General features: G+C 62.3%; 21 protein-coding genes and 1 pseudogene. 10 read left to right on the top strand and 12 right to left on the bottom strand.

From position 1 onward, the window contains the following. A pseudogene (locus NKI35_RS29345) lies at positions 1-241 on the bottom strand (polyphosphate kinase 2); the annotation flags it as partial. A gap of 239 nt (positions 242-480) precedes the next feature. Here NKI35_RS29345 and NKI35_RS29350 point away from each other — a divergent pair. Further along, positions 481-1,524 (top strand): aldo/keto reductase, encoded by a 1,044-nt coding sequence (locus NKI35_RS29350; RefSeq protein ID WP_023715391.1) that lies wholly within the window; start codon positions 481-483, stop codon positions 1,522-1,524. A gap of 20 nt (positions 1,525-1,544) precedes the next feature. On the opposite strand, the gene NKI35_RS29355 is transcribed toward NKI35_RS29350, so the two are convergent. Beyond that, positions 1,545-2,516, bottom strand: coding sequence for a glycosyl transferase family 90 (locus NKI35_RS29355; protein ID WP_023682407.1), 972 nt, complete (start codon positions 2,514-2,516; stop codon positions 1,545-1,547). A 178-nt stretch (positions 2,517-2,694) separates the two neighbouring features. On the opposite strand from NKI35_RS29355, the gene NKI35_RS29360 reads away from it, so the two are divergent. Continuing rightward, positions 2,695-2,853: a hypothetical protein gene (locus tag NKI35_RS29360; RefSeq protein WP_023673009.1), complete on the top strand. Its 159-nt coding sequence runs from the start codon at positions 2,695-2,697 to the stop codon at positions 2,851-2,853. A 72-nt stretch (positions 2,854-2,925) separates the two neighbouring features. Here NKI35_RS29360 and NKI35_RS29365 read toward each other — a convergent pair whose 3' ends face one another. After that, positions 2,926-3,159, bottom strand: a complete 234-nt coding sequence (locus NKI35_RS29365) for a DUF982 domain-containing protein (RefSeq protein WP_245259900.1) — start codon at positions 3,157-3,159, stop codon at positions 2,926-2,928. Between the two features lie 109 nt (positions 3,160-3,268). Continuing rightward, positions 3,269-3,934 carry a GntR family transcriptional regulator gene (locus NKI35_RS29370; RefSeq protein ID WP_023689520.1) on the bottom strand — a complete coding sequence of 222 codons (666 nt, stop codon included), beginning with the start codon at positions 3,932-3,934 and terminating at the stop codon, positions 3,269-3,271. Between the two features lie 149 nt (positions 3,935-4,083). Here NKI35_RS29370 and NKI35_RS29375 point away from each other — a divergent pair, with 149 nt between their 5' ends. Next, entirely contained in the window at positions 4,084-5,349 is a 1,266-nt protein-coding gene (locus NKI35_RS29375) for a multidrug efflux MFS transporter (protein ID WP_023682410.1), read from the top strand. A gap of 43 nt (positions 5,350-5,392) precedes the next feature. Then, a complete protein-coding gene (locus tag NKI35_RS29380) occupies positions 5,393-5,767 on the top strand; it encodes a DUF423 domain-containing protein (protein ID WP_023673013.1) in 375 nt (124 codons plus the stop codon). Positions 5,768-5,806: 39 nt separating this feature from the next. Here NKI35_RS29380 and NKI35_RS29385 read toward each other — a convergent pair whose 3' ends face one another. Beyond that, the gene (locus NKI35_RS29385) at positions 5,807-5,950 is read right to left on the bottom strand and encodes a hypothetical protein (RefSeq protein WP_352742277.1); all 144 of its coding nucleotides are present in this window, start codon (positions 5,948-5,950) and stop codon (positions 5,807-5,809) included. Positions 5,951-6,014: 64 nt separating this feature from the next. Continuing rightward, complete coding sequence (locus tag NKI35_RS29390; RefSeq protein WP_023682411.1) at positions 6,015-6,158, bottom strand: hypothetical protein; 144 nt, start codon at positions 6,156-6,158, stop codon at positions 6,015-6,017. Positions 6,159-6,304: 146 nt separating this feature from the next. Here NKI35_RS29390 and NKI35_RS29395 point away from each other — a divergent pair, with 146 nt between their 5' ends. Beyond that, complete coding sequence (locus NKI35_RS29395) at positions 6,305-7,387, top strand: LacI family DNA-binding transcriptional regulator (protein WP_023682412.1); 1,083 nt, start codon at positions 6,305-6,307, stop codon at positions 7,385-7,387. 15 nt (positions 7,388-7,402) lie between these two features. On the opposite strand, the gene NKI35_RS29400 is transcribed toward NKI35_RS29395, so the two are convergent. Next, positions 7,403-8,638: an OpgC family protein gene (locus NKI35_RS29400; RefSeq protein ID WP_352742279.1), complete on the bottom strand. Its 1,236-nt coding sequence runs from the start codon at positions 8,636-8,638 to the stop codon at positions 7,403-7,405. A 217-nt stretch (positions 8,639-8,855) separates the two neighbouring features. Between NKI35_RS29400 and NKI35_RS29405 the strand changes: the two genes are divergently transcribed. Further along, positions 8,856-9,527 (top strand): alpha/beta hydrolase, encoded by a 672-nt coding sequence (locus NKI35_RS29405; protein ID WP_352742281.1) that lies wholly within the window; start codon positions 8,856-8,858, stop codon positions 9,525-9,527. A 57-nt stretch (positions 9,528-9,584) separates the two neighbouring features. On the opposite strand, the gene sthA is transcribed toward NKI35_RS29405, so the two are convergent. Then, on the bottom strand, positions 9,585-10,973 hold the full coding sequence (gene sthA, locus NKI35_RS29410) for a Si-specific NAD(P)(+) transhydrogenase (protein ID WP_023682415.1): 1,389 nt from the start codon (positions 10,971-10,973) through the stop codon (positions 9,585-9,587). A 190-nt stretch (positions 10,974-11,163) separates the two neighbouring features. Here sthA and NKI35_RS29415 point away from each other — a divergent pair, with 190 nt between their 5' ends. The 3 genes from NKI35_RS29415 to NKI35_RS29425 all read left to right on the top strand — a co-directional run bounded on the left by NKI35_RS29415 (position 11,164) and on the right by NKI35_RS29425 (position 13,555). Beyond that, entirely contained in the window at positions 11,164-11,634 is a 471-nt protein-coding gene (locus NKI35_RS29415; protein ID WP_023682416.1) for an RDD family protein, read from the top strand. A gap of 139 nt (positions 11,635-11,773) precedes the next feature. Beyond that, positions 11,774-12,538: an arginyltransferase gene (locus NKI35_RS29420; protein WP_023682417.1), complete on the top strand. Its 765-nt coding sequence runs from the start codon at positions 11,774-11,776 to the stop codon at positions 12,536-12,538. Positions 12,539-12,658: 120 nt separating this feature from the next. Then, positions 12,659-13,555: a DMT family transporter gene (locus tag NKI35_RS29425; protein ID WP_023682418.1), complete on the top strand. Its 897-nt coding sequence runs from the start codon at positions 12,659-12,661 to the stop codon at positions 13,553-13,555. Here NKI35_RS29425 and NKI35_RS29430 read toward each other — a convergent pair. Both NKI35_RS29430 and parC read right to left on the bottom strand, forming a co-directional pair. Next, positions 13,543-14,757, bottom strand: coding sequence for an AI-2E family transporter (locus NKI35_RS29430; RefSeq protein ID WP_352742284.1), 1,215 nt, complete (start codon positions 14,755-14,757; stop codon positions 13,543-13,545). The two genes, NKI35_RS29425 and NKI35_RS29430, sit on opposite strands and share 13 nt — an antisense overlap. Positions 14,758-14,992: 235 nt before the next feature. Then, positions 14,993-17,245: a DNA topoisomerase IV subunit A gene (parC, locus tag NKI35_RS29435; protein WP_352742286.1), complete on the bottom strand. Its 2,253-nt coding sequence runs from the start codon at positions 17,243-17,245 to the stop codon at positions 14,993-14,995. Between the two features lie 404 nt (positions 17,246-17,649). On the opposite strand from parC, the gene NKI35_RS29440 reads away from it, so the two are divergent. Next, positions 17,650-18,840, top strand: a complete 1,191-nt coding sequence (locus tag NKI35_RS29440) for an aq_1923 C-terminal domain (protein ID WP_352539173.1) — start codon at positions 17,650-17,652, stop codon at positions 18,838-18,840. A gap of 43 nt (positions 18,841-18,883) precedes the next feature. Here the strand turns inward: NKI35_RS29440 and NKI35_RS29445 are convergent, their stop codons facing one another. Both NKI35_RS29445 and NKI35_RS29450 read right to left on the bottom strand, forming a co-directional pair. Next, positions 18,884-19,711: a Fic family protein gene (locus tag NKI35_RS29445; RefSeq protein ID WP_352742288.1), complete on the bottom strand. Its 828-nt coding sequence runs from the start codon at positions 19,709-19,711 to the stop codon at positions 18,884-18,886. Next, a complete protein-coding gene (locus tag NKI35_RS29450) occupies positions 19,701-19,883 on the bottom strand; it encodes a hypothetical protein (RefSeq protein WP_352539171.1) in 183 nt (60 codons plus the stop codon). Before NKI35_RS29450 ends, NKI35_RS29445 begins: the two co-directional genes overlap by 11 nt. Positions 19,884-19,954 lie beyond the last annotated feature (71 nt).

Consider the following 19,954-nt stretch of genomic DNA (forward strand, 5'->3'; position numbering starts at 1 on the left):
GCTTCTTCTTGTGGTAGGCAACCCAGGACTGCAGCTTGATCAGTTCCGACTGCAAGCCGATCAGGTCGCGGAAATACTGCATGCGGTCGATCGACGGCGGATGCGCGTTCTTGTAGATCTTGGAGATCTCCAGCGACAGCGCCGGCTCCGACATTTCAAGCTCATAGTCCTCGTCGAGCATGTCGGCGAGTTCGGCTTCCAGCCAATCCCTGGCCGGAGAATTCTGCTTCAACTCGGTCATTTCCACTGCTCCGCTTGCCGGCTGACATGAAACCCTGAGCCGACTTGATATAGGCCGGCAATGACGGTTTTATTGCAACCCGCCAGCCAGCCGATCATCGCTGCAAATCGGCGAGCATTGCCGATCCATCGCCGTGGCATGGCGACAAGCCGCTCAAATTGTCCTACAAATGGCGGACCCGTTCGGGCTGCCCGCCCTTCTCCAGTAAATCCCCACCCACCAAAATTGCGAGGACCGACATGGAATACCGCACGCTTGGCCGTTCCGGCTTGAAAGTTTCGACGCTGACCTTGGGAACCATGACCTTCGGCGGCAGCGGGCCGTTCGCTGCCGTCGGCAATTCCGATCTCGCGGAGGCCTCGCGCATCATCGACACTTGCATCGATGCCGGCATCAATCTCATCGACACCGCCAATGTCTATTCGAACGGATTGTCGGAAGAGATCATCGGCGAGGCGCTCGGCGGCAAGCGCAAGAACGACGTGCTGATCGCCTCCAAGGCGCGCATGCGGATCGGCAAGGGCCCCAATGACGAGGGCCTGTCGCGCCATCATCTGATCCGCGAATGCGAGAAGAGCCTGAAGCGCCTCAGGACAGATGTCATCGACATCTATTTCCTGCACGAATGGGATGGCGCGACGCCGCTCGAGGAAACCATCGCCGCGCTCGACACGCTGGTTGCCCAGGGCAAGATCCGCTATGTCGGCTGCTCCAACTATTCCGGCTGGCAGGTCATGAAGGCGCTCGGCATCAGCGACAGCCAGCACCAGCCGCGCTTCGTCACCCAGCAGATCCACTACACGCTGGAAGCACGCGAGGCCGAGTATGAGCTCTTGCCGATCTCGGTCGACCAGGGCCTTGGCGTGCTGGTGTGGAGCCCGCTCGCCGGCGGCCTGATGTCGGGAAAATACCGCCGCGACAGTCCGACGGCGCGCCAGATCGGCGGCTGGTCGGAACCACCGATCCGCGACGAGGACCGGCTGTGGCGGATCGTCGACGTGCTGGTCGACATCGGCGCCACTCGCGGCGTCTCGGCGGCCCAGGTGGCGCTGGCCTGGCTGCTTGGCCGGCCGGCCGTCAGTTCGCTGGTGATTGGCGCACGCAACGAGGCCCAGTTGAAAGACAATCTCGCCGCGGCAAGCCTGACGCTGTCCTTTGATGAACGCCAGCGCCTCGATGCCGTCAGCCGGCCGCCGGTGCTCTATCCCTACTGGCACCAGCAGTTTACGGCGAAGGACCGCTTCGGCCCGGCCGATCTGGTTATGGACCGCAGCGTTATCTGACTTAAGGGCGCCGGAAGCGGCTAGCCCGCGATAAACCGCCAGACCTGCGGATCGGGCTCGATCTGGCCGCTGAGCACGAAATATTTGTAGAGCACGAGCAGGCAGATCGCCTGCTCGGCCCGCTCGTCGGCGAATTTGCGGCAATAGGCGTTGGCCGCCGCAACGATGCGCTGGGCCTCGGCCGGATGCTGCTCGAGATGATGCACCCGCTCGGCCAGATCGCTGAAGTCGGGCGCCAGCGGCACATAATGGACATCGGGCTCGAGTTGCCCCTCGGCGAACCAGGTCTCGTAAGTCGGCGGCGGCATCAGGCAGAGCGAGTTCGAGCTCATGATCCATTTCAGATTGGTCGCGACATCATTGCCTTCGAGCGAGATGATGTAGCGGTAGCGGCGCTGCTGATCGATGCTGAGATAGGGCTTGCGGTATTCCGCAAGTGCTGTCGCCCTCGGCGTGCCGACATCGCAGAACGGCAGATTGCGGGCTGCATCCAGCAACAAGGTGCGGATCGGATTGTTGAGTTCGCCGCGCCAAACGACGAGCGGATGCTTGTCGGCGAAGGCGACATCGTCGGCCGGCATGTAGAAATGACGGAACTTGTTCAGCTTGAACAGGACGCCGTTGCCGTTGTCGCCCGCTATCGGCCGGTCCTTGACGATCGACGGCATCTTCGGCACTTCGATGACGTCGCCGAATTCCAGGTCGATGCGCAGATCTGGGTCGAAATAACGGGTGAACTCCTTCAGATCGTAATAGTACATGCTGCGGTCCGACGGCAGCCGGCTGACCGGCACGGCCTCGGGGCTGGGGCTAAAAGGCTCCCGCAGCGTGTTGTAGTAATTGAGCCGCTGGCGGACCGATGCGTCGGAAAGCCTGGCCTGATCGAGCAGCCGGCCGAGCCGGCGCCGGAAAAGAACCGGCGGCGCGATGTCGCGCATGGCGTTGCGCGCATAGTAGATCAGCTTCTGTGCGTTTCTTTGAAGCGTGGCCATCGGTCGTTTTGATTCGAAATCGGTCGGCGGCGGCTCCAGCAACTGTCCCGCAGCCTTTTCTAAACCATTGTGTTCGCCATCACGCAAGTCCAGAACCGCTGGCATCTGCCCTCGCGGCGCTGTTGTGTTTGCCGGCCAATGCTTCTAGGCAGGATCAGGCACAGCGAAAGGAAACGATATGGCTCGACCACCGAATTACGGTCAGGAACGCAAAGAGCGCGACCGGCAGAAGGCCGCCAAGAAGGCGGAGAAGCTCGCCGCCAAGGTCGCGGCCAAGGAGCGCGCCGAGCCTGAGAACGAGGCAAGTTCCAAAACCGACACCGAGACAGAAAAATAGGCAAGACAGGATCACCGGCCCGCGAAACGGGCCGGATCCTGGCAAAATGCCGGTGTGATCAGGCCGATGTGATCAGGCCGGGGCCTTGTCGCTGACGAAGACGTTGACCTCGCGCGCGGCGGCGATGAAGGCGCGTCTTGCAATCATCGCCGGCTTGTCGCCGGCCAGCGCGTCATGGCAGGCCTGCAGCGCTTCGCGGTGCTTGGGGCTGCGCTTGCCGGGCCAGCTGTTGAGCAGGTAATCGGAAGCCTCGCGCACCGTACGCAAGAGCTGAGTGCTTCCCTCCGTGCCCGACTTAACGGTCACGGGTGTTTCAAATCGGTTGTTTTCCATGGCCGCCTCTTACGCCATCGGCGTCCGCGAAGCGAGGCCGAAAGCGGATCGCGACGGCGTTCTTTCGTTTTCGTGACCAGTATCAAGCGGCGACGACGGCAAAACCCCTGGCGCGTAGGCCGCGCCGGTCATTGTGCAACGACGTCACCAGGCGGGCGCGGCTGCCGGCTATATGGGCGGAAAGTCGCGCCGCCGCCGCATCGGCATCGCCGGCCCGCACCGCTGCCAGAATGGCGTGATGCTCGCTCCAGGCGCGGCCAAGGGCCGCCTCGTCGCGCACCTCCAGCCAGCGCGCCCGCGACAGCCGCGTCATGGCATCGCGCACGGCCCGAAACAGGAACTCGTTGCCGGAGAGCCGCGCCAGTTCGATATGGAAATCCATGCCGACGCGGTGCCATTCCTCGCGCGGCGTGGCAGTGTCGCAGGAGTCCAGCATCGCCTCGATGACATCGGCTGCGCTCCTGTCGGCCAGCGCCGAAGTCAGCCTGACCGCCGCGACCTCGACCGCTTCGCGGTACACCGCGATCTGTTCCAGTTCGGCAAGGTTGATCGGCGACACGGTCCAGCCGCGCCCGTCGCGGCAGATCAGCCCTTCCGTCTCCAGCCGCAGCAGGGCTGCCCTGACCGGCGTGCGCGAGGCGCCGAAGCGGCTCTCGATCCAGCGCTCCGTCAGCCGCTCGCCAGGACCGACCTCAAGGCCAAGGATCATCTCGCGAAGCGCTTTTTCGACGATCTGCATCTGCGACATAGTTGCTTCCATTGCTGGCGATCGGCCTTGCCCGTTGGTCTTGCCGATCACATTGAGAGCGCCTGATTGACAGCAGCCGGGCTTTGCGTCCATGAGGTACCAAGTTGGTATCCCAAAATGGTATCCGCAGCAAGCGGACAGGATAGGACATGCCGCAGGACAGTGCAGCGCAGGCCGCCGAAGCGCCTTCCACCTACAACATTCATTGGCGGCGCAACCTGCTCGTGTGCTTTGCCGGATCGTTCAGCACGCTTGTGGCGATGACGCTGTTGCTGCCGTTCCTGCCGCTCTATGTCGAACAGCTGGGCGCCGTGGGCCACGCGGCGATCGTGCAATGGTCCGGCATCGCCTTCGGCGCCACCTTCCTTGCCGCCGCCCTTGTCGCACCGCTGTGGGGGCGGCTCGGCGACCGCTACGGCCGCAAGGTGATGCTGGTGCGCGCCAGTTTCGGCATGGCGATCTGCATGTCGCTGACCGGCATGGTGCAGACCGTCTGGCAATTGGTGCTTTTGCGCCTGCTGATCGGCTTTGCCGGCGGTTATTCCTCAGGCTCGACGATCCTTGTCGCCATGCAGACGCCGAAGAAGCGCTCCGGCTGGGCGCTCGGCGTGCTGTCGGCCGGCATCACCGCAGGCTCCCTGGTCGGCCCGTTGCTTGGCGGCGCGCTGCCGCCATTGATCGGTATTCGCGCCACCTTCCTCATCGCGGGCGGCGTCATTTTCCTGGCGGCGCTGGCGACGACGTTCCTGATCAAGGAGATGCCTCGCCCGCCAATGCAGGCACAACCCAAGGAGAAACCAAAGGGCGGTTGGGCGCAGATCCCCGACAAACGCCCTGTCGTGGCGATGCTGGCAACCGGCATGCTGTTCACCTTCGCCAACATGTCGATCGAGCCGATCATCACCGTCTACGTCCAGCAACTGGTCGCGGACGCAAGCCGGGTGACGCTGGTCTCCGGTGTCGTCATGTCGGCGGCGGCGCTGGGCGCCATCCTGTCGGCGTCACGGCTGGGTAAGCTCGCCGACCGCATCGGCCACTGGAACGTCATCGTCGCATCGCTGGCCGTCTCGGCGCTGCTGTTGATACCGCAGGCCTTCGTCACCGAGAGCTGGCAGTTGGTCGGGCTGCGGTTCCTTATGGGTCTGGTGCTGGGCGGGCTGTTGCCCTGCATCACCAGCGTCATCCGCCACAATGTTCCCGATGGGGTCGGCGGCAATGTGCTGGGCCTGGCAATCTCGGCGCAATATGTCGGCCAGGTCGCGGGGCCGCTGCTGGGCGGCTTCGTCGGCGGCCATTTCGGCATGCGCGCGGTGTTTCTCGGCACGTCGGTGCTGATGGCGGGCGGTGCCGCGTATAATTGGCTGGCCCAGGCGCGCCGCACGCGCGACATGCTGGCGATATCGGAAAAATCCTGACAGACAGGTCGCGCCGCCTATCGTCAATCACGGAGCCCGAGACATGAGCATCGCCGAGTCAGCACCAGCAAACAGCGCGCGCATCCTCGTTTTCGCCGGCGGCATTGCCGGCGCGGCGGGCGTGGCGCTGTCGGCGGCTTCAGCGCATCTCGGCGGCGCGTTCGTCGGCACGGCCGCATCCTTCCTGCTCATGCATGCGCCGGTGTTTTTGGCCGTCGGCCTCGCCGGCGCAAACCGGATCTTGCGGATCGGCAGCCTGGTGCTGCTCGTCGGGCTTGTTCTGTTCTGCGGCGATCTGCTGGCACGGGATTTCGTGGGATCGCGGCTGTTCCCGATGTCGGCGCCGATCGGCGGCACCTTGCTCATCGCGGGCTGGCTGGTGATCGCGGCCTCGGCGCTCGTGCGGCAACGGTCCTGACGAGCCAAGAACCCTGCCCCATCAGATATCACACGAGGCTTAATCCTGCCGGTTTTGCGGCAGCAGGTCGCGGTTGCGCTTGGCAGACTTGGTCGGCCGCCGCCTTTCCGGCTGCTCCGCGGCAGGCGAGATACCCCAGTAGTTGCGATAAATGTCTTCGAACAGATGCTTCACGGGATGCATGTTCGTTCTCCTCTTCAAGAACTTGAATCGATCCAATCAGCTGGCACGAAAATGCCGGGGCCGATCAGTTGCGCTTGCGTTTCACAAGGTGTTGCAGGTCACGCCTCCACGGCCCGACCTTGTCGCGGCGCTTGCGGGTGGCGGCGTCGGAGACTATGCCCCAATCATTGCCATAGATGTCTTCGAACAGATAATTCACGGGATGCATGGCACCCTCCTCTTGAATCGATCCAAGTTGTACTTGGTGAATCCCTTGGATCGATTCAAATATAGACTCTCTCCGCCGTCCGATCAAGGGAAAATTTGAACCGATCCAACGAAAGTGCTAAACAGGCTCCGGTTCAGGAGACGAAAATGACGGCATTGACCTCCGGCAAGACGAGACCAGTGCGGCTTGCCGACATCGCCAAGGCGGCCGGGGTCTCGCACGGTACCGCGTCCAACGTGTTCGCTCGCCCGGAAATCGTGCGCGAAGAGGTCCGCGAGCGGGTCAAGGCGGCGGCGGAAGCGATGGGCTATGCCGGCCCGGATCCCAAGGGCCGGCTGCTGCGCGCCGGCAAGGTCAACGCCATCGGCGTGGCAACGGCAGAACCATTGTCCTATTTCTTCGACGATCCCTTTGCCCGCGTCATGATGGCCAGCATTTCGCAGGCCTGCGACGCCACCGGCGCCGGAATTTCGCTGGTCTCGGCCGCCAACAGCGAGCAGCTCGCCTGGAACATCCAGAGCGCCCTGGTCGACGGCTTCATCGTGTTCTGCATCGAGGGTGGGTCGCGGCTGGTCGAACTGGCGCGCGAACGCAAACTGCCTTTCGTGGCGCTTGATCTCGATTCGGAAAATGAGGCGGTCGCTGCGATCGGCGTCGACAACGTCGCCGGCGCGGGTCTGGCGGCGCGCCATCTGGCCGAGTTCGGCCATCGCAGCTTTGCCGTACTCGCCCTGGAATCTGCCGACGCTGGCTTTGGTCCCGTCACGCAGGAGCAAGTCGAGACGACATCCCTCTACTCGGGCACACGCGACCGTCTGCGTGGCTATTTCGGCGAGCTCTCCCGCTTCGGCATCGACGTCTCGCAAGTGCCAATCTACGAAACCCTCAATGACGAGGCGAGCGTGCGGGCCGGCCTCGATCATATTTTCGCGCTGCCGCAGACGCCGACGGCAATCCTGGCCATGTCGGACAAGATCGCGCTGCATGCGCTCGACTGGCTGCGCGAGCGTAACATTGCCGTGCCGGGCGATGTGTCAATCGTCGGCTTCGACGGCGTGCCGGAAGGCGCCGACTCCGAGCCGCCACTAACCACTGTCGCCCAGCCGATCGCCGAGATGGGCCGCCTGGCCGTCAAGGCGATCCTCGAAAATGACGGCTCGCAGCACCGGCAATTGCTGCCGGTCGATCTTGTGGTGCGGGGGTCGTCCGGCCCCTCGCCTGCTAGCTAGGCGGCTGATGTGGGATCATCGGCTTAGCCTTGGCATCGCGGGCATGCCGAAGGTCTGGTGAACGGCTGGCGCTTCTTTGCGAACCGGCTTTTTGCCCAAGCCGATGCCGGACAGCCACTCAAGATAGAAGGCGAGCGCGAATTGCATGGCGATGCCGGCCGAAATCAGCAAGACGTCATAGGCAAAGCCGCCCGGATTGATCAGCTTCATCACCTGCGCCGCCATGGCGATCAGCGTGCCGGCGAGGAACACCGGCAAGGAGCGCTTGCCGAGCAGGGCAAGCGGATGGTCCGGGCTGAGACGGAACAGGTTCGAGAAAGCCGGCAGGGCGACGATCAGATAGCTCACCGCCAATATGTGCAGGAGCCGCGGCAGCGACAGGAACGTCTTGTCGAAGCCGCCGATCACCACGGGCAGGTTAAACCACGTTATCTCGCCCCAGAGCGGGCTGTGCACCCAGACCGCCGCTGCCGCGACATAGGTCGCCGCGGCGCCCACCAGCCAACGATTGACGGGAATTGTGCCGCCGCGCCTGACATGCAGCATGCCGGCAAGGCCGATGTTGAACAGGAATTGCCAGGACAGCGGGTTGAGGAACCAGAAGCCGGGCTCGGGATAGTTCGGCGGCGCGATCTGCCAGAGGCCGGCGACGAGCCACAGCGCGCCGGAAAAGACCAGCGCCGGCAGCGGCCGGTAGCTGACGAAGAGCAGGAAGAGCGGCGCCATCAACAGCAGCGCCGCATAGACCGGCAGGATGTTGTTGTAGCCAAGCTGGTGGCCGAGCGTGACAATGCCGATCATGACCTCCGGCGTGTTCTTCATCAGCGGCTCGATGTTGATCAGCTTGAGCAGTTCCGGCCGCCCGCCGAACATCGCCGCGGCGCAGAATAACGCCATCACAACCATGGTGGTGACGATGTGGGCGCTGTAAAGCACGCCGGCCCGGCGCCACATCTTCAACGTCGCCAGCAGCCGGCCGCCCGGCTGGAACTTGTTGCCATAGGCGAGTGCGACCGACATGCCGGAAATCAGCACGAAGGCTTCCGCCGCGTCCGAGAATCCGAAATTCTTGTAGGTCAGCGTTTCGAAGACGGTGCCCGGCACGTGGTCGATATAGATGGTCAGGAGTGCGAGCGCACGGAACACGTCAATGCGCGTGTCGCGATCGGGGATACGCGGAGCGCGATCGGCGATACGCGGAGCGCGATCGGCGATACGCGGGGCGCGATCGGGCGGGACTGGCAGGGTCATCGACAAAAGGCCTCAAAGGAGAGCAAGGATGCTCGCGTTGTTCATGCCGGGATGCGACCATCGGCGCACACCGCTTCGATTCCTCCCGCAGGGAGCATATCGGCGCAGAAACGGTCTGAAATGAGCCTGTTGCAATCACATTTGGCGGAGCGTGAAAATATTTCGTTTTGAAGCTGGCAAAGGACCAATGTCTCCGTGAAAACAACGAGATATGAGCGTGCATCGATATAGCGACGAGAACGCCTTTCTGCACCAGGATCTGGCCTTTCCCTACCTCCTCCTCAAGCCGGAGAATGCCGGCGGCGAGAGCCTGTTTTTACTGCACGGATCGGGTGTCGACGAAACGACGATGGTCCCGATTGCGAGGCAGATCGCCCCTAACGCCACGCTGGTCGCGGTGCGTGGCCGCATCCGCCAAGAAGACGGCTTCCGCTGGTTCGAGCGGATCACGCCGACCAGTTTCGAACAGGCGAGCATCCGTGCCGAAACATCGTACTTTGCCGCCTTCGCAAGCGAGGCCGCAAAGCGCCACGGGCTCGACCTCGCCCGGGCGACTTTCCTCGGCTATTCCAACGGCGCCAATCTGGTTTCCAGCCTGATGCTGCTCAACTCCGGCCTCGTCCGAAAAGCGGCGTTGCTGAGAGCAATGCCCGTGCTTGACGATGCGCCGGCAACCAATCTGACCGGAACGCGCGTCCTGATTGTCGCCGGTGCCGCCGATGAGACCTACGGGCCGTTTGCGCCGCCACTGGTGACGCTGCTCAACAAACATGGCGCCGAGGTCGATGCGCGCATCGTGCCTTCAGGTCACGAAATCGGCGGCCCGGATGCCGCCATCGTCCGGCAATGGCTTGCGGGACCAGCATTGGCCGCACGCCAGGCAGGCTAAGAGACCTTGGTAGACCGCATCGGCGCCCGGCGGAACAGCTGAGCAGATGCTCGTCGCCTAGCCCTGTCCCATCCGGTTCCAGGCATCGAGCCCGGCGATCTTGTAGGCTTCGGCCAGCGTCGGATAGTTGAAGGTGTTGTTGACGAAGAAATCAACCGTGCCGCCGAGGTTGATCACCGCCTGGCCGATATGGATCAGTTCGGTGGCGCCTTCGCCGACGATGTGGGCGCCGAGCAGGCGGCGCGTTTCGACCGAGAACAGCAGCTTCAGAAAGCCGGAGTTGACGCCCATGATGTGGCCGCGCGAGGTTTCGCGGAACCGCGCCAGACCGACTTCATAAGCAGCGCCGCTCTCACGCACCTGCTCCTCCGACTGACCAACGGTGGAGATTTCCGGCACGGCGTAGATGCCATAGGGGAAGGTTTCCGGCGGCGGTGGCAGTTGCACGCCGAAGGCGTGGCAGGCGGCCACCCTGCCTTGCTCCATCGATGTCGAGGCAAGGCTGGGGAAACCGATGACGTCGCCGGTGGCATAGATGTTGGGCGCACTGGTCTGGAAGGTCTGCGGATCGACCTTGATGCGGCCCCGGGAATCGGCCTCGATGCCGACCACGTCGAGGCCGAGGCTGCCGAGATTGCCGCTGCGGCCGGCGGCGTAAAGCACGATCTCGGAGCGGATGGTGCGGCCATCGGCGAGCGTCACTTCGGCATAGTCGGGTTTTGAGACGATTTCCTTGACCGTACTGCCGAGGCGAATGGTCATGCCGCGGTCGCGCATCTGGTGGATGAAGTCGTCGACGATCTCGCGGTCGACGAAATCGAGGATGGTGTTGCGCGGCTCCACCAGCGTCACCGGTACGTCGAGCGCCGAAAAGATCGTCGCATATTCAACGCCGATGACGCCGGCGCCGATCACCGTCAGCGTGCGCGGCAGATGGTCGAGTTCCAGCATCTCATCGCTGTCGAAGACGCGGATCTTGTCGAAAGGCACGTCGCGCGGCCGGTGCGGCCTGGTGCCGACCGCGATCAGCGCATTGGTGAAACCAACCTCCGAGTAGTCGCCATTGTCTGCCGTCAGGCTGACCTTGTTTGGGCCGACGAATTTCGCCATGGCGCGGACGCTTTTGACGGCGTTGCGCATAAACTGGTGCTGCAGCACCTCGACCTCGTGGTCGAGCGTCTTGTGCAGCCGCTCGACCAGGTCGGCGATGGAGATGTCCTGCTTGACCCGGTAGCCGCGGCCGTAAAAGCCCCGCTCGCGCCAGCCGGACAGGTTCAGCACCGTCTCGCGCAGCGTCTTCGACGGGATGGTGCCGGTGTGCACCGAGACGCCGCCGAGGCGCCGGCCCCTGTCGACCACCAGCACCGATTTGCCGAGCTTTGCCGATTGCACCGCGGCGCGGCGCCCGGAAGGGCCGCTGCCGATGACCAGCATGTCGTAATCCATGTAACCCCGTCCCCTCGGCGTCTTGTTGCGCCGCAGCAAGCTAACGCCATCCGTCCACCAAATTCAATCGGCTCAACCGCGTCACACTGCCGACCCGGACCGATGGACGAACCGATCTTGATTCCGCCCGCGGTCTTCACCATTTCAGTGGCGGCGCACCCTAGCGTGGCGCCTGTTACGAGGACATGACATGAACGCGCGCGTACTTGACGGCGAAATCATCACCAGCAGGCTCGACGACGTCAGGGCCTATGACGGTGTGCGCACGCGGCGCATCCTGGCCTTCATCATCGACTATTGCATCGTGGCGCTGCTCACCATTCCGTTCGCGATCCTGGTGGCCGTGCTTGGCCTTTTGACATTCGGTCTTGGCTGGGCGCTGTATTCCATCCTCGTGCCGGCGGTCGCCATTCTCTACATCTGGAACACGCTGGGCGGTCGCTACCAGGCCACATCAGGCATGAAGATGATGGGCATTCGGCTCGATCGTCTCGACGGCAGCCGTATCGACGGCCTCACCGCCGTTGTCCATTCGGTGCTGTTCTGGGCGAGCACGGTCATCCTGACGCCGCTCGTCCTCCTGGTGACGCTGTTTTCCGATCGCAAGCGCACACTGCACGACCTGCTGCTTGGCACCGTCGTCAGCCGCAGCGACCGTTGAACCGGCGTTCAACCGACGCCAACAGGCATTTGTGCGCAAATGTGAAGGGGTCCGTTCAACCCCGCCTTCACAATCCTGTTGAATTTTTCGCCAGCCAAGCCAAAGGTAGAGCGATTCGCAGGAGTGTTCCCAAGGTTCGATGACGCACCATCCGACCCAGTCGCCGCAGTTCTTCCTGACCGCGCCATCGCCGTGTCCGTATCTTGAGGGCCAGTTCGAACGCAAGGTGTTCACGCATCTGGTCGGCGACAAGGCGCCGGAGATGAACGACCTGTTGACGCAAGGCGGTTTCCGGCGCTCGCAGAACATCGCTTACCGTCCCGCCTGCGAGACCTGCCGCGCCTGCGTCTCGGTGCGCATCCTGGCGCAGGAGTTCACCGCCAGCCGCAACATGAAGCGGGTGATCCAGCGCAATTCCGATCTCATCGGCGCCATGCACGACGCGCAGCCGTCGACCGAGCAGTATTCGCTGTTTCGCGGCTATCTCGACGCCCGCCACCGCCGCGGCGGCATGTCCGACATGACGGTGCTCGATTACGCCATGATGGTCGAGGATACCCATGTTGACACCAAGGTGATCGAATACCGGCGCCGCGGCCCCGACACATTTATCACCGGCAAGGGCCAGGGCGAGCTGATCGCCGTGGCGCTGACCGACAAGATGGCCGATGGCCTGTCGATGGTCTATTCCTACTTCAATCCCGAGTTCGAGGACCGCTCGCTCGGCACCTTCATGATCCTCGACCATATCGCCCGCGCCCGGGCCATGGGCTTGCCCCATGTCTATCTCGGCTACTGGGTCAACGGCTCGCGCAAGATGAACTATAAAATGCGCTTCATGCCGCAGGAGCATCTCGGCCCGAAGGGCTGGGAACGCTACGACCACGAAGCGGTCACGCGCTGATTTTTCTTCTTACCAGATCCTGATCTAAACATTTTCAGCCGAGACGATGCTGGTCTTCCGCCCGTTGGCGGGGCGATTGCGCCGACCGGCATCTGCTCAAATCATTGCGAAAGCCGTTGCATGTCCTCTCACAATGCCCAAACCAAAGGACTTCTGCTCACCGCGCTTGGCGGGCTGGCGCTGACCATCGACATTCCCCTGATCCGGCTCGCCCATGGCGAAGCCTGGACGATCCTTTTGCTGCGCACCGGCTGCACCTTCGTGGCGGGGCTGATCGTATGGGCCATCTGGCGCTCGTTCAGCAAGAATGCTCCGCAGCTGATACCCGGCTGGTCGGGGCTCGTCGTCGCCACCCTCTACGGGCTCGGCGCAATCGCCTTCATCACTGCCGTCTACAACACCTCGACCGCCAATCTGGTTTTCATCCTGGCCTTCTCCACCATGTTCTCGGCGCTGCTGTCGTGGCTGTTCCTGAAGGAGCGACCGCAGCCGCTGACGCTTGCGGCAATGGCGCTGATGATCGTCGGCATCGCGATCATCGTCGGCGATTCCGTCGGCACGGGAAATCTGTTCGGCGATGTGATGGCGCTGTGTTCGGCCTTGGCGATTGCCTGCGCAATCACCGTTTCACGCGCCAGCGGCAGGGATATGGGATTCACCGCGCTGACCGGCGTCCTGCTGCCGTTCGGGCTGGCGGCGCTCATGGTCTCCAGGACCGGTTTCCAGGTGGAGGCGCCATGGTGGATCGTTTTCAACGGCGCCGTCATCATGCCGTTCGCCTTCTTCTGCCTGGCCAACGGGCCGAAATACATTTCAGGCCCGGAAGTGGCGATGTTCTATCTCCTGGAAACGGTTCTGGCGCCGGTCTGGATATGGATGATCTTTGCCGAGACGCCGTCGCGCAACAGCCTGATCGGCGGCGTGATCCTGATCGTCACGCTGGTCGCGCATTCCCTGTGGCAGTTGCATGAAGGGCGCAAGCGCCGGGCAGCGCTCGCCGTCGCTTACCCAGCCTGACTTTTCTTCGCGGGGCCGGCGACAATCTCGATCTGCGGCGGCCCGCCTTCGAGCTCGGCCGCCGTGTCGGGAACGGTGTCTTCGGCCAGTTCCACCTCGCGCAGCCATTCGCGCCAGATCGCCACCAGCAGCGCCATCAGCACGGGGCCGATGAACAGGCCGAGAAAGCCCATCGTCTTGACGCCGCCGATCAGGCCGAAAAAGGTGGGCAGGAAGGGCAATTTGATCGGTCCGCCGACCAGCTTCGGGCGCAAGGTCTTGTCGACGATGAACAGTTCCACCGCGCCCCAGATGAACAGCGCCAGACCCGCCATCGGCGAGCCGCTGGCGGCGAGGTAGATCGACACAAGCGTAAACGACAGCGGCGCGCCGCCGGGGATCAGCGCCATCACGCCGGTCAATGCGCCCAGCGTCACCGGCGACGGCACCCCGGCCAGCCAGTAGGCGATGCCGAGCACCAGCCCCTCGCCGATGGCGATCACGGTCATGCCGGTAACGGTCGAGGAAATGGTCGCCGGCACGACGCGCGAAATCCGCTCCCAGCGCGTCGGCAGGATGCGTTCGCCGAGCCGGTCGATCTGGCTGGCAAAGTGTTCGCCGTCGCGGTAGGCGAAGAACAGCGCGATCATCATGAACAGCAGCGTCAGCAACAGGCCGAAGGCGCTGCCGCCGGCAGCCAGCACGCCGCGATAGATGCTGCCGATATTGGCGCCGCTGACCATCTGGATCAGCTCGCCGATGCCGCCGGGATGGCCGAAATTGTCGATCCACTGTTCGTTCAGCCACTCGCCGACGACAGGCAGCGAGGTGATCCAGTGCGGTGTGACCGCGCCGTGCCTGTTGGTCTCGATCGCCCAGCCGACCCATTCGCGGACCTCGTTGATGGCGTAGGTGCCGGCGAGCGCTATCGGCACCACCAGGAAGGCGAGGATGAACAGGATGGCGAGCGTCGCGGCGACGGTGCGGTTACCGCCGACACCGGCAAGCAGTCGGCGGTAGAGCGGCCAGCTGGCAAAAGCAATGACGAGGGCTGCCAGCACGGGAAACAGGAACCCGTGGAAGAAATAAACGCCGGCGGCGACGATCAGCACCAACAGCCAGCGCGCCGCCGACAGCGGCGGGATGACGGCGGCTCGCAACGGAGTCGACAGGCCGAACAGGCGCTGCTGACGCTCAGGCTTCTGGATCTTCGCTTCCTTCAAACGGTCAATTCTCCCCAGCCTACACAGCGTTTATGCACTGTTATAGTGCCGCAATCGTGACGATAGTCCAAATGCCTTGGGATCTCCCCCCTTGAGGGGGAGATGGCCGGCAGGCCAGAGGGGGTCGCCGCGCATGAAGCGCCAGCCTTCTCTGCCAGCGAAAGGGTGTCGTGTCAGGACGTACCGACCCCCTCTGTCGCCTTCGGCGACATCTCCCCCTCGAGGGGGGAGATCCCTACCCAAATTTCCCCGTCCGCGGGAATCCCTTCGGCACCATCCGTCCGGCCGACGCTCTCGCGCCGATCCATTCCGCCAGCTCCTCGCGCGACCTGACGAAGGTGCGGTCGGCGGAATCCTGCCAGGACAGGCCGCTCGCCAGCGTGAAGGGTTTCAGGTCGAGCAGACCGCCATCCTTGTATTTCTGCAGGCGAACGCCCTTGCCGCGGCCCATCTCGGGAATTTCGGAGAGCGCAAACACCAGCATCTTGCGGTTCTCGCCGACAATGGCGAGATGATCGCCTGACACCGGGACGCAGGCCTTGGCCTCGTCGGGCGCCTTGACGTTCATTACCTGCTTGCCCTTTCGGGTGTTGGCGACGACCTCCTCCTCCGGCACGATGAAACCATTGGCATCGTAGGAGACGAGCAGCAGCTTGCGCTTGGGGTCGTGGACAAAGGCGGTGACGATGTCCTGGTCGTTGTCCATGTCGACGATGATGCGGATCGGTTCGCCATGGCCGCGGCCGCCCGGCAGCCGGTCGGCGCCGATGGTGTAGAATTTTCCGCCGGTGGTGAAGACCAGGATCTTGTCGGTGGTCTGGGCATGGAAGGCGAGCTTGAGGCTGTCGCCTTCCTTGAAGGTGAGCGTGGAATGGTCGGCCAAATGGCCTTTCATCGCCCGCAGCCAGCCCTTTTCCGAGACCACCACGGTGACCGGCTCGCGCTCGATCATGGCGTGCGCAATGTCGGTCAGATCATGCTCCGGCGCGTCGGCGAACTGGGTGCGGCGCTTGCCGAGTTCGGTCTCGGGGCCGAACTTGTCGCGAACCTGCGTGACTTCCCATTTGATCGTCGACCATTGCTTGGCGTCGGATGCGAGCAATGCCTCGATCTGCTTCTTCTCGGTGGTGAGACCGTCGAACTCCTTGCGGATCTCGAACTCTTCCAGCTTGCGCAAGGCCCGCAGCCGCATGTTGAGGATGGCTTCGGCCTGGGTGTCGGTGAGCGACCAACGGGCCATCATCACCTGCTTGGGCTCATCCTCCTCGCGGATGATCCTGATGACCTCGTCGATGTTGAGATAGGCGATCAGGTAGCCGGCAAGGATTTCCAGCCGCTTCTCGATCTCGCCAAGCCGATGCTTCGAGCGGCGGATCAGCACATCGCGCCGATGGTCGAGCCACTCCTTCAGCACTCCCTTCAGCGACAGGACGTTAGGCACCTTGCCCCGCGACAAAACGTTCATGTTGAGGGGAAATCGGCTTTCGAGCTCGGTCAGCTTGAACAGCGATTCCATCAGAATGCCGGGATCAACCCAACGGCTCTTCGGTACGAGCACGATGCGGACGTCCTCGGCGCTTTCATCTCTGACATCCTCGAGCAGCGGTAATTTGCGCGCGATCAAAAGCTCGGCGATCTTTTCGATCAGCCTGGCCTTCTGGATGCCGTAGGGGATTTCGGTGACGACGATGCTCCAGGTGCCCCTACCCTGATCCTCCTGGCCCCATTTGGCGCGCACGCGAAAACCGCCGCGGCCGGTCTCATAGGCCTCCAGGATGGAAGCGCGGCTGTCGACGATGATGCCGCCGGTCGGAAAATCCGGCCCCTGGACGAACTCCATCAGCTTTGTCACCGGCGCGTCCGGCTGCTCGATCAACTGCAGCGCTGCGTTGCAAAGCTCGGCGGCATTGTGCGGCGGGATGGACGTGGCCATGCCGACCGCAATGCCGGAGGAACCGTTGGCGAGCAGATTCGGGAAGGCGCCGGGAAGCACTACGGGCTCCTCGTCCTCCTCATTGTAGGTTGGCCGGAAATCGACGGCGTCCTCGGTGATGCCGGCAAGCAAATCGCTCGCCACCTCGGTCATGCGCGCCTCGGTATAGCGCATGGCGGCGGCGTTATCGCCGTCGATATTGCCGAAATTGCCCTGCCCGTCGACGAGGGGATAGCGCATGGAGAAATCCTGCGCCAGGCGCACCAGCGCGTCGTAGATCGACTGGTCGCCATGCGGATGGAACTTGCCCATCACGTCGCCGACGATGCGGGCGCATTTGGCAAAGCCCTGGTCGGGGTTGAGCCTGAGCAGCCGCATCGCATGCATGATGCGGCGATGCACAGGCTTCAGCCCGTCGCGCACGTCAGGCAGCGCCCGGTGCATGATGGTCGAGAGCGCATAGGCAAGATAGCGCTCTTCCAGCGCCTTCTTCAGATCGACCGGTTCGATGTGGTCACCGCCGCCATTTTCAGGCGGCAAAATCCTTTTTCCCATGCGGCTGGACTAGCCGAGCGGGTGATTCGCGGCAAGGCGGGGCTGCGGAAATCCGCACTTTGCAGCCTTTGGGCTTACGAGGGCGGCTCAAGGTCCGACAATGGATGTGACGGACTTCATGTTCCCCCTTGCCGTCCCTGTGCAACAGCAACGGTAGCAGTGCTGTTGCCAACCAACATCAATCTGTTACACGCCCTCTCTAAGGCAGGAGACGGTACGCAGGGGAGCCCGACCTTCATGACATATTCACCGCGTCGGGCGAAGGCTCCCGCTCCGATTTGCCTTTCGCCGTGATTTTCGACAACTCTGCGGGAAAGCGCCTTTTTCCCGTCCAGTTCGTCACGGAATGGTGATGGCGTAGAATTGAGAAAACACTTTTTCAGGACTCTCTCAGGGAACTCGCGATGACAATCCAACGTTCGACACTCAAGAAACTTGCTTTTTCGACCTTTTTGCTGACGCTGCCGCTGAATGCCGCCTTTGCGCAAGACACGGCGGTTGCCGACCGACTGAAGGCCGCACTTGCCGTCCAGGGCGTCGATATCACCTGGACCGGCGTTACCGGCGACAATTCCAGCATGGTGCTGCAGGGCGTGTCGGTCAAACCGGCGGCCGAAAAGGAGGCGCTGCCGATCGGCGACGTCAAGCTCGACGGCGTGACCGAAGCCAATGGCGGCTTCGATGTCGCGACCATCACGACTTCGGCCTTCGAGCACAGCAAGGACGGCGTCACGCTCAACCTCACCCCCTTCGTCATCCACGACGCCAACATCCCGGCTGAGGGCGCTACAGGCCCGCTCGGCTCGATGATGATCTACAAGTCGGCCGAACTCGAAAACCTGACGGTCAAGGTTGCCGACAAGACCGCCTTCTCGGTGGATGGGCTTGCTGTCCAGATCACGCCGCCGGCCGACGGCAAGGCGATGGAGTTTTCCGCCACCACGGAAAAGTTCAACGCCGACCTGACCCTAGTCGACGATGCGAAATCCAAGGAAGCCATCGAGGCCCTCGGCTACCAGAACATCTCGGGCAATATCGAAATCGGCGGCACCTGGCAGCCGAGCGACGGCAAGATGGACCTGTCGAAATACGACATCTCGGTCGAGAATGCCGGCACGCTCGGCATGACCTTCGGCCTCGGCGGCTACACGGTCGACTTCGTCAAGTCGCTGCAGGAAATGCAGAAGAAGATGGCGGCGCAGCCCGAAGGCGCTGACAATTCGGCGCAAGGCATGGCCCTGCTCGGCCTGTTGCAGCAGCTTTCCTTCAACAGCGCCTCGATCCGCTTCGACGACGATTCGCTGACCGGCAAGGTGCTTGAATATGTCGGCAAGCAGCAGGGCATGTCGGGCAAGGACATCGCCAACCAGGCCAAGGCGATCGTGCCGTTCGGCATGGCGCAGCTCAACAATCCCGAATTGACGGCCGAAGTAACGGCCGCGGTGAGCAAGTACCTCGACGATCCGAAGAGCCTCGAGATCTCGGCAGAGCCGCCGGCAGCGGTGCCGTTCGCGTTGATCATGGCGGGCGCGATGTCCAACCCGGCCGACCTGACCAAGACGCTTGGCGTCCACGTCAAGGCCAACGAAGACTGATCGAAGTTAGCTCGAAGAGCAAAAGCCCGGCAGCGATGCCGGGCTAGTGCGCTAATAGAGCACCCACAATGGTAACTATAAGAAGGCCTAAAAAGCTGTAGATGACGGGATGCTTTTCTACGTGTCCAACCCCATCACTTACTATTTTAGCCACACTATTTGAAGGCGCTATGATTTCAATATCCGCTTGCGGATATTGAGCAACAGCGGCACGCTCTTTTTCGAAGGCGCCTGCAGCATGATTGTGCACATCCACCAGCTGTGCTGCGAGATGCGCATCCATCATCGCCTCCAACCCCGAAACGTCAATCGTGCCGCGAACTTGCGCCGCGTCTGCTGCCTCAAGCGCCAAGTAATATGGCTGCTTGTTTGCTGCGATTTGTTCAGGAATTGTTTTCGTACCGGGAAGGCGATACCCCAACTTAGCGCAGAGTATCAAATAAGATACAATTCGGGCAGTCCGGCCGTTTCCGTCAACAAACGGGTGGATCCAATTCAGTCGCCAAAGAGCGTAAGCGGACAGATGAATGGCCGATTTTTCATCCCAATTCTTTTCGACGTAGTCGCAGAATTCCTCAACCGAGTCAGGCACTTGATCGGATGGAATGGGTAGATGCCCACTCCCCGTTATCTTTATATCTCCGGGTCGAAAAACGCCTGCATATTTACTTAGCCTCTCAAGTGCTATTCTATTTAGGCGCAAAATCGTTGATGGTCGAAGTTTGTATCGCGGATTCCCGATCCATTTGCGCAACTCCAACATTGCCCCGTCGAATTGGCGGAGCGTATTTTCAGCTTCTATCCTGGCAATCTCTTGAGCGTCAGTGACGAGCAAAGGATCGTCAGCTTCACTCGATCTGTCATTCGTCATTCGGCGCTTTGCTCAGTCGGACAGCTGCCTCATCGATAATGTCACGAGTTATATCGTTGTTTTCTATTTTAGCTGACCCGTAGGCAAAACTGCGGCGTTGCGCCTCCTGCTCAGTCTCCGACATTTTGATCGCGCGGGATTTCTCGATAAGTTCCTGTAGGTTACGCGTCATTGTAGTCTCCCTGCGAATCCAGATATTAACGCAACATTAAGGCAATCATAGCCGTAAAATTTGCGTTAATT

Origin of the sequence: Mesorhizobium sp. M0676, from assembly GCF_040320535.1 — a bacterium.
In the GTDB taxonomy this organism is placed as follows: domain Bacteria; phylum Pseudomonadota; class Alphaproteobacteria; order Rhizobiales; family Rhizobiaceae; genus Mesorhizobium.

Excerpts from the sequence above, each read along its gene's own strand:
- NKI35_RS29395 (WP_023682412.1), top strand. The coding sequence starts at position 6,305 with ATGACGGCATTGACCTCCGGCAAGACGAGACCAGTGCGGCTTGCCGAC.
- NKI35_RS29445 (WP_352742288.1), bottom strand. The coding sequence starts at position 19,711 with ATGACGAATGACAGATCGAGTGAAGCTGACGATCCTTTGCTCGTCACT.
- NKI35_RS29425 (WP_023682418.1), top strand. The coding sequence starts at position 12,659 with ATGTCCTCTCACAATGCCCAAACCAAAGGACTTCTGCTCACCGCGCTT.
- NKI35_RS29380 (WP_023673013.1), top strand. The coding sequence starts at position 5,393 with ATGAGCATCGCCGAGTCAGCACCAGCAAACAGCGCGCGCATCCTCGTT.
- NKI35_RS29390 (WP_023682411.1), bottom strand. The coding sequence starts at position 6,158 with ATGCATCCCGTGAATTATCTGTTCGAAGACATCTATGGCAATGATTGG.
- NKI35_RS29385 (WP_352742277.1), bottom strand. The coding sequence starts at position 5,950 with ATGCATCCCGTGAAGCATCTGTTCGAAGACATTTATCGCAACTACTGG.
- NKI35_RS29355 (WP_023682407.1), bottom strand. The coding sequence starts at position 2,516 with ATGGCCACGCTTCAAAGAAACGCACAGAAGCTGATCTACTATGCGCGC.
- NKI35_RS29370 (WP_023689520.1), bottom strand. The coding sequence starts at position 3,934 with ATGTCGCAGATGCAGATCGTCGAAAAAGCGCTTCGCGAGATGATCCTT.
- NKI35_RS29420 (WP_023682417.1), top strand. The coding sequence starts at position 11,774 with ATGACGCACCATCCGACCCAGTCGCCGCAGTTCTTCCTGACCGCGCCA.
- NKI35_RS29375 (WP_023682410.1), top strand. The coding sequence starts at position 4,084 with ATGCCGCAGGACAGTGCAGCGCAGGCCGCCGAAGCGCCTTCCACCTAC.
- NKI35_RS29450 (WP_352539171.1), bottom strand. The coding sequence starts at position 19,883 with ATGACGCGTAACCTACAGGAACTTATCGAGAAATCCCGCGCGATCAAA.
- NKI35_RS29350 (WP_023715391.1), top strand. The coding sequence starts at position 481 with ATGGAATACCGCACGCTTGGCCGTTCCGGCTTGAAAGTTTCGACGCTG.
- NKI35_RS29400 (WP_352742279.1), bottom strand. The coding sequence starts at position 8,638 with ATGACCCTGCCAGTCCCGCCCGATCGCGCCCCGCGTATCGCCGATCGC.
- NKI35_RS29360 (WP_023673009.1), top strand. The coding sequence starts at position 2,695 with ATGGCTCGACCACCGAATTACGGTCAGGAACGCAAAGAGCGCGACCGG.
- NKI35_RS29440 (WP_352539173.1), top strand. The coding sequence starts at position 17,650 with ATGACAATCCAACGTTCGACACTCAAGAAACTTGCTTTTTCGACCTTT.
- NKI35_RS29415 (WP_023682416.1), top strand. The coding sequence starts at position 11,164 with ATGAACGCGCGCGTACTTGACGGCGAAATCATCACCAGCAGGCTCGAC.
- sthA (WP_023682415.1), bottom strand. The coding sequence starts at position 10,973 with ATGGATTACGACATGCTGGTCATCGGCAGCGGCCCTTCCGGGCGCCGC.
- parC (WP_352742286.1), bottom strand. The coding sequence starts at position 17,245 with ATGGGAAAAAGGATTTTGCCGCCTGAAAATGGCGGCGGTGACCACATC.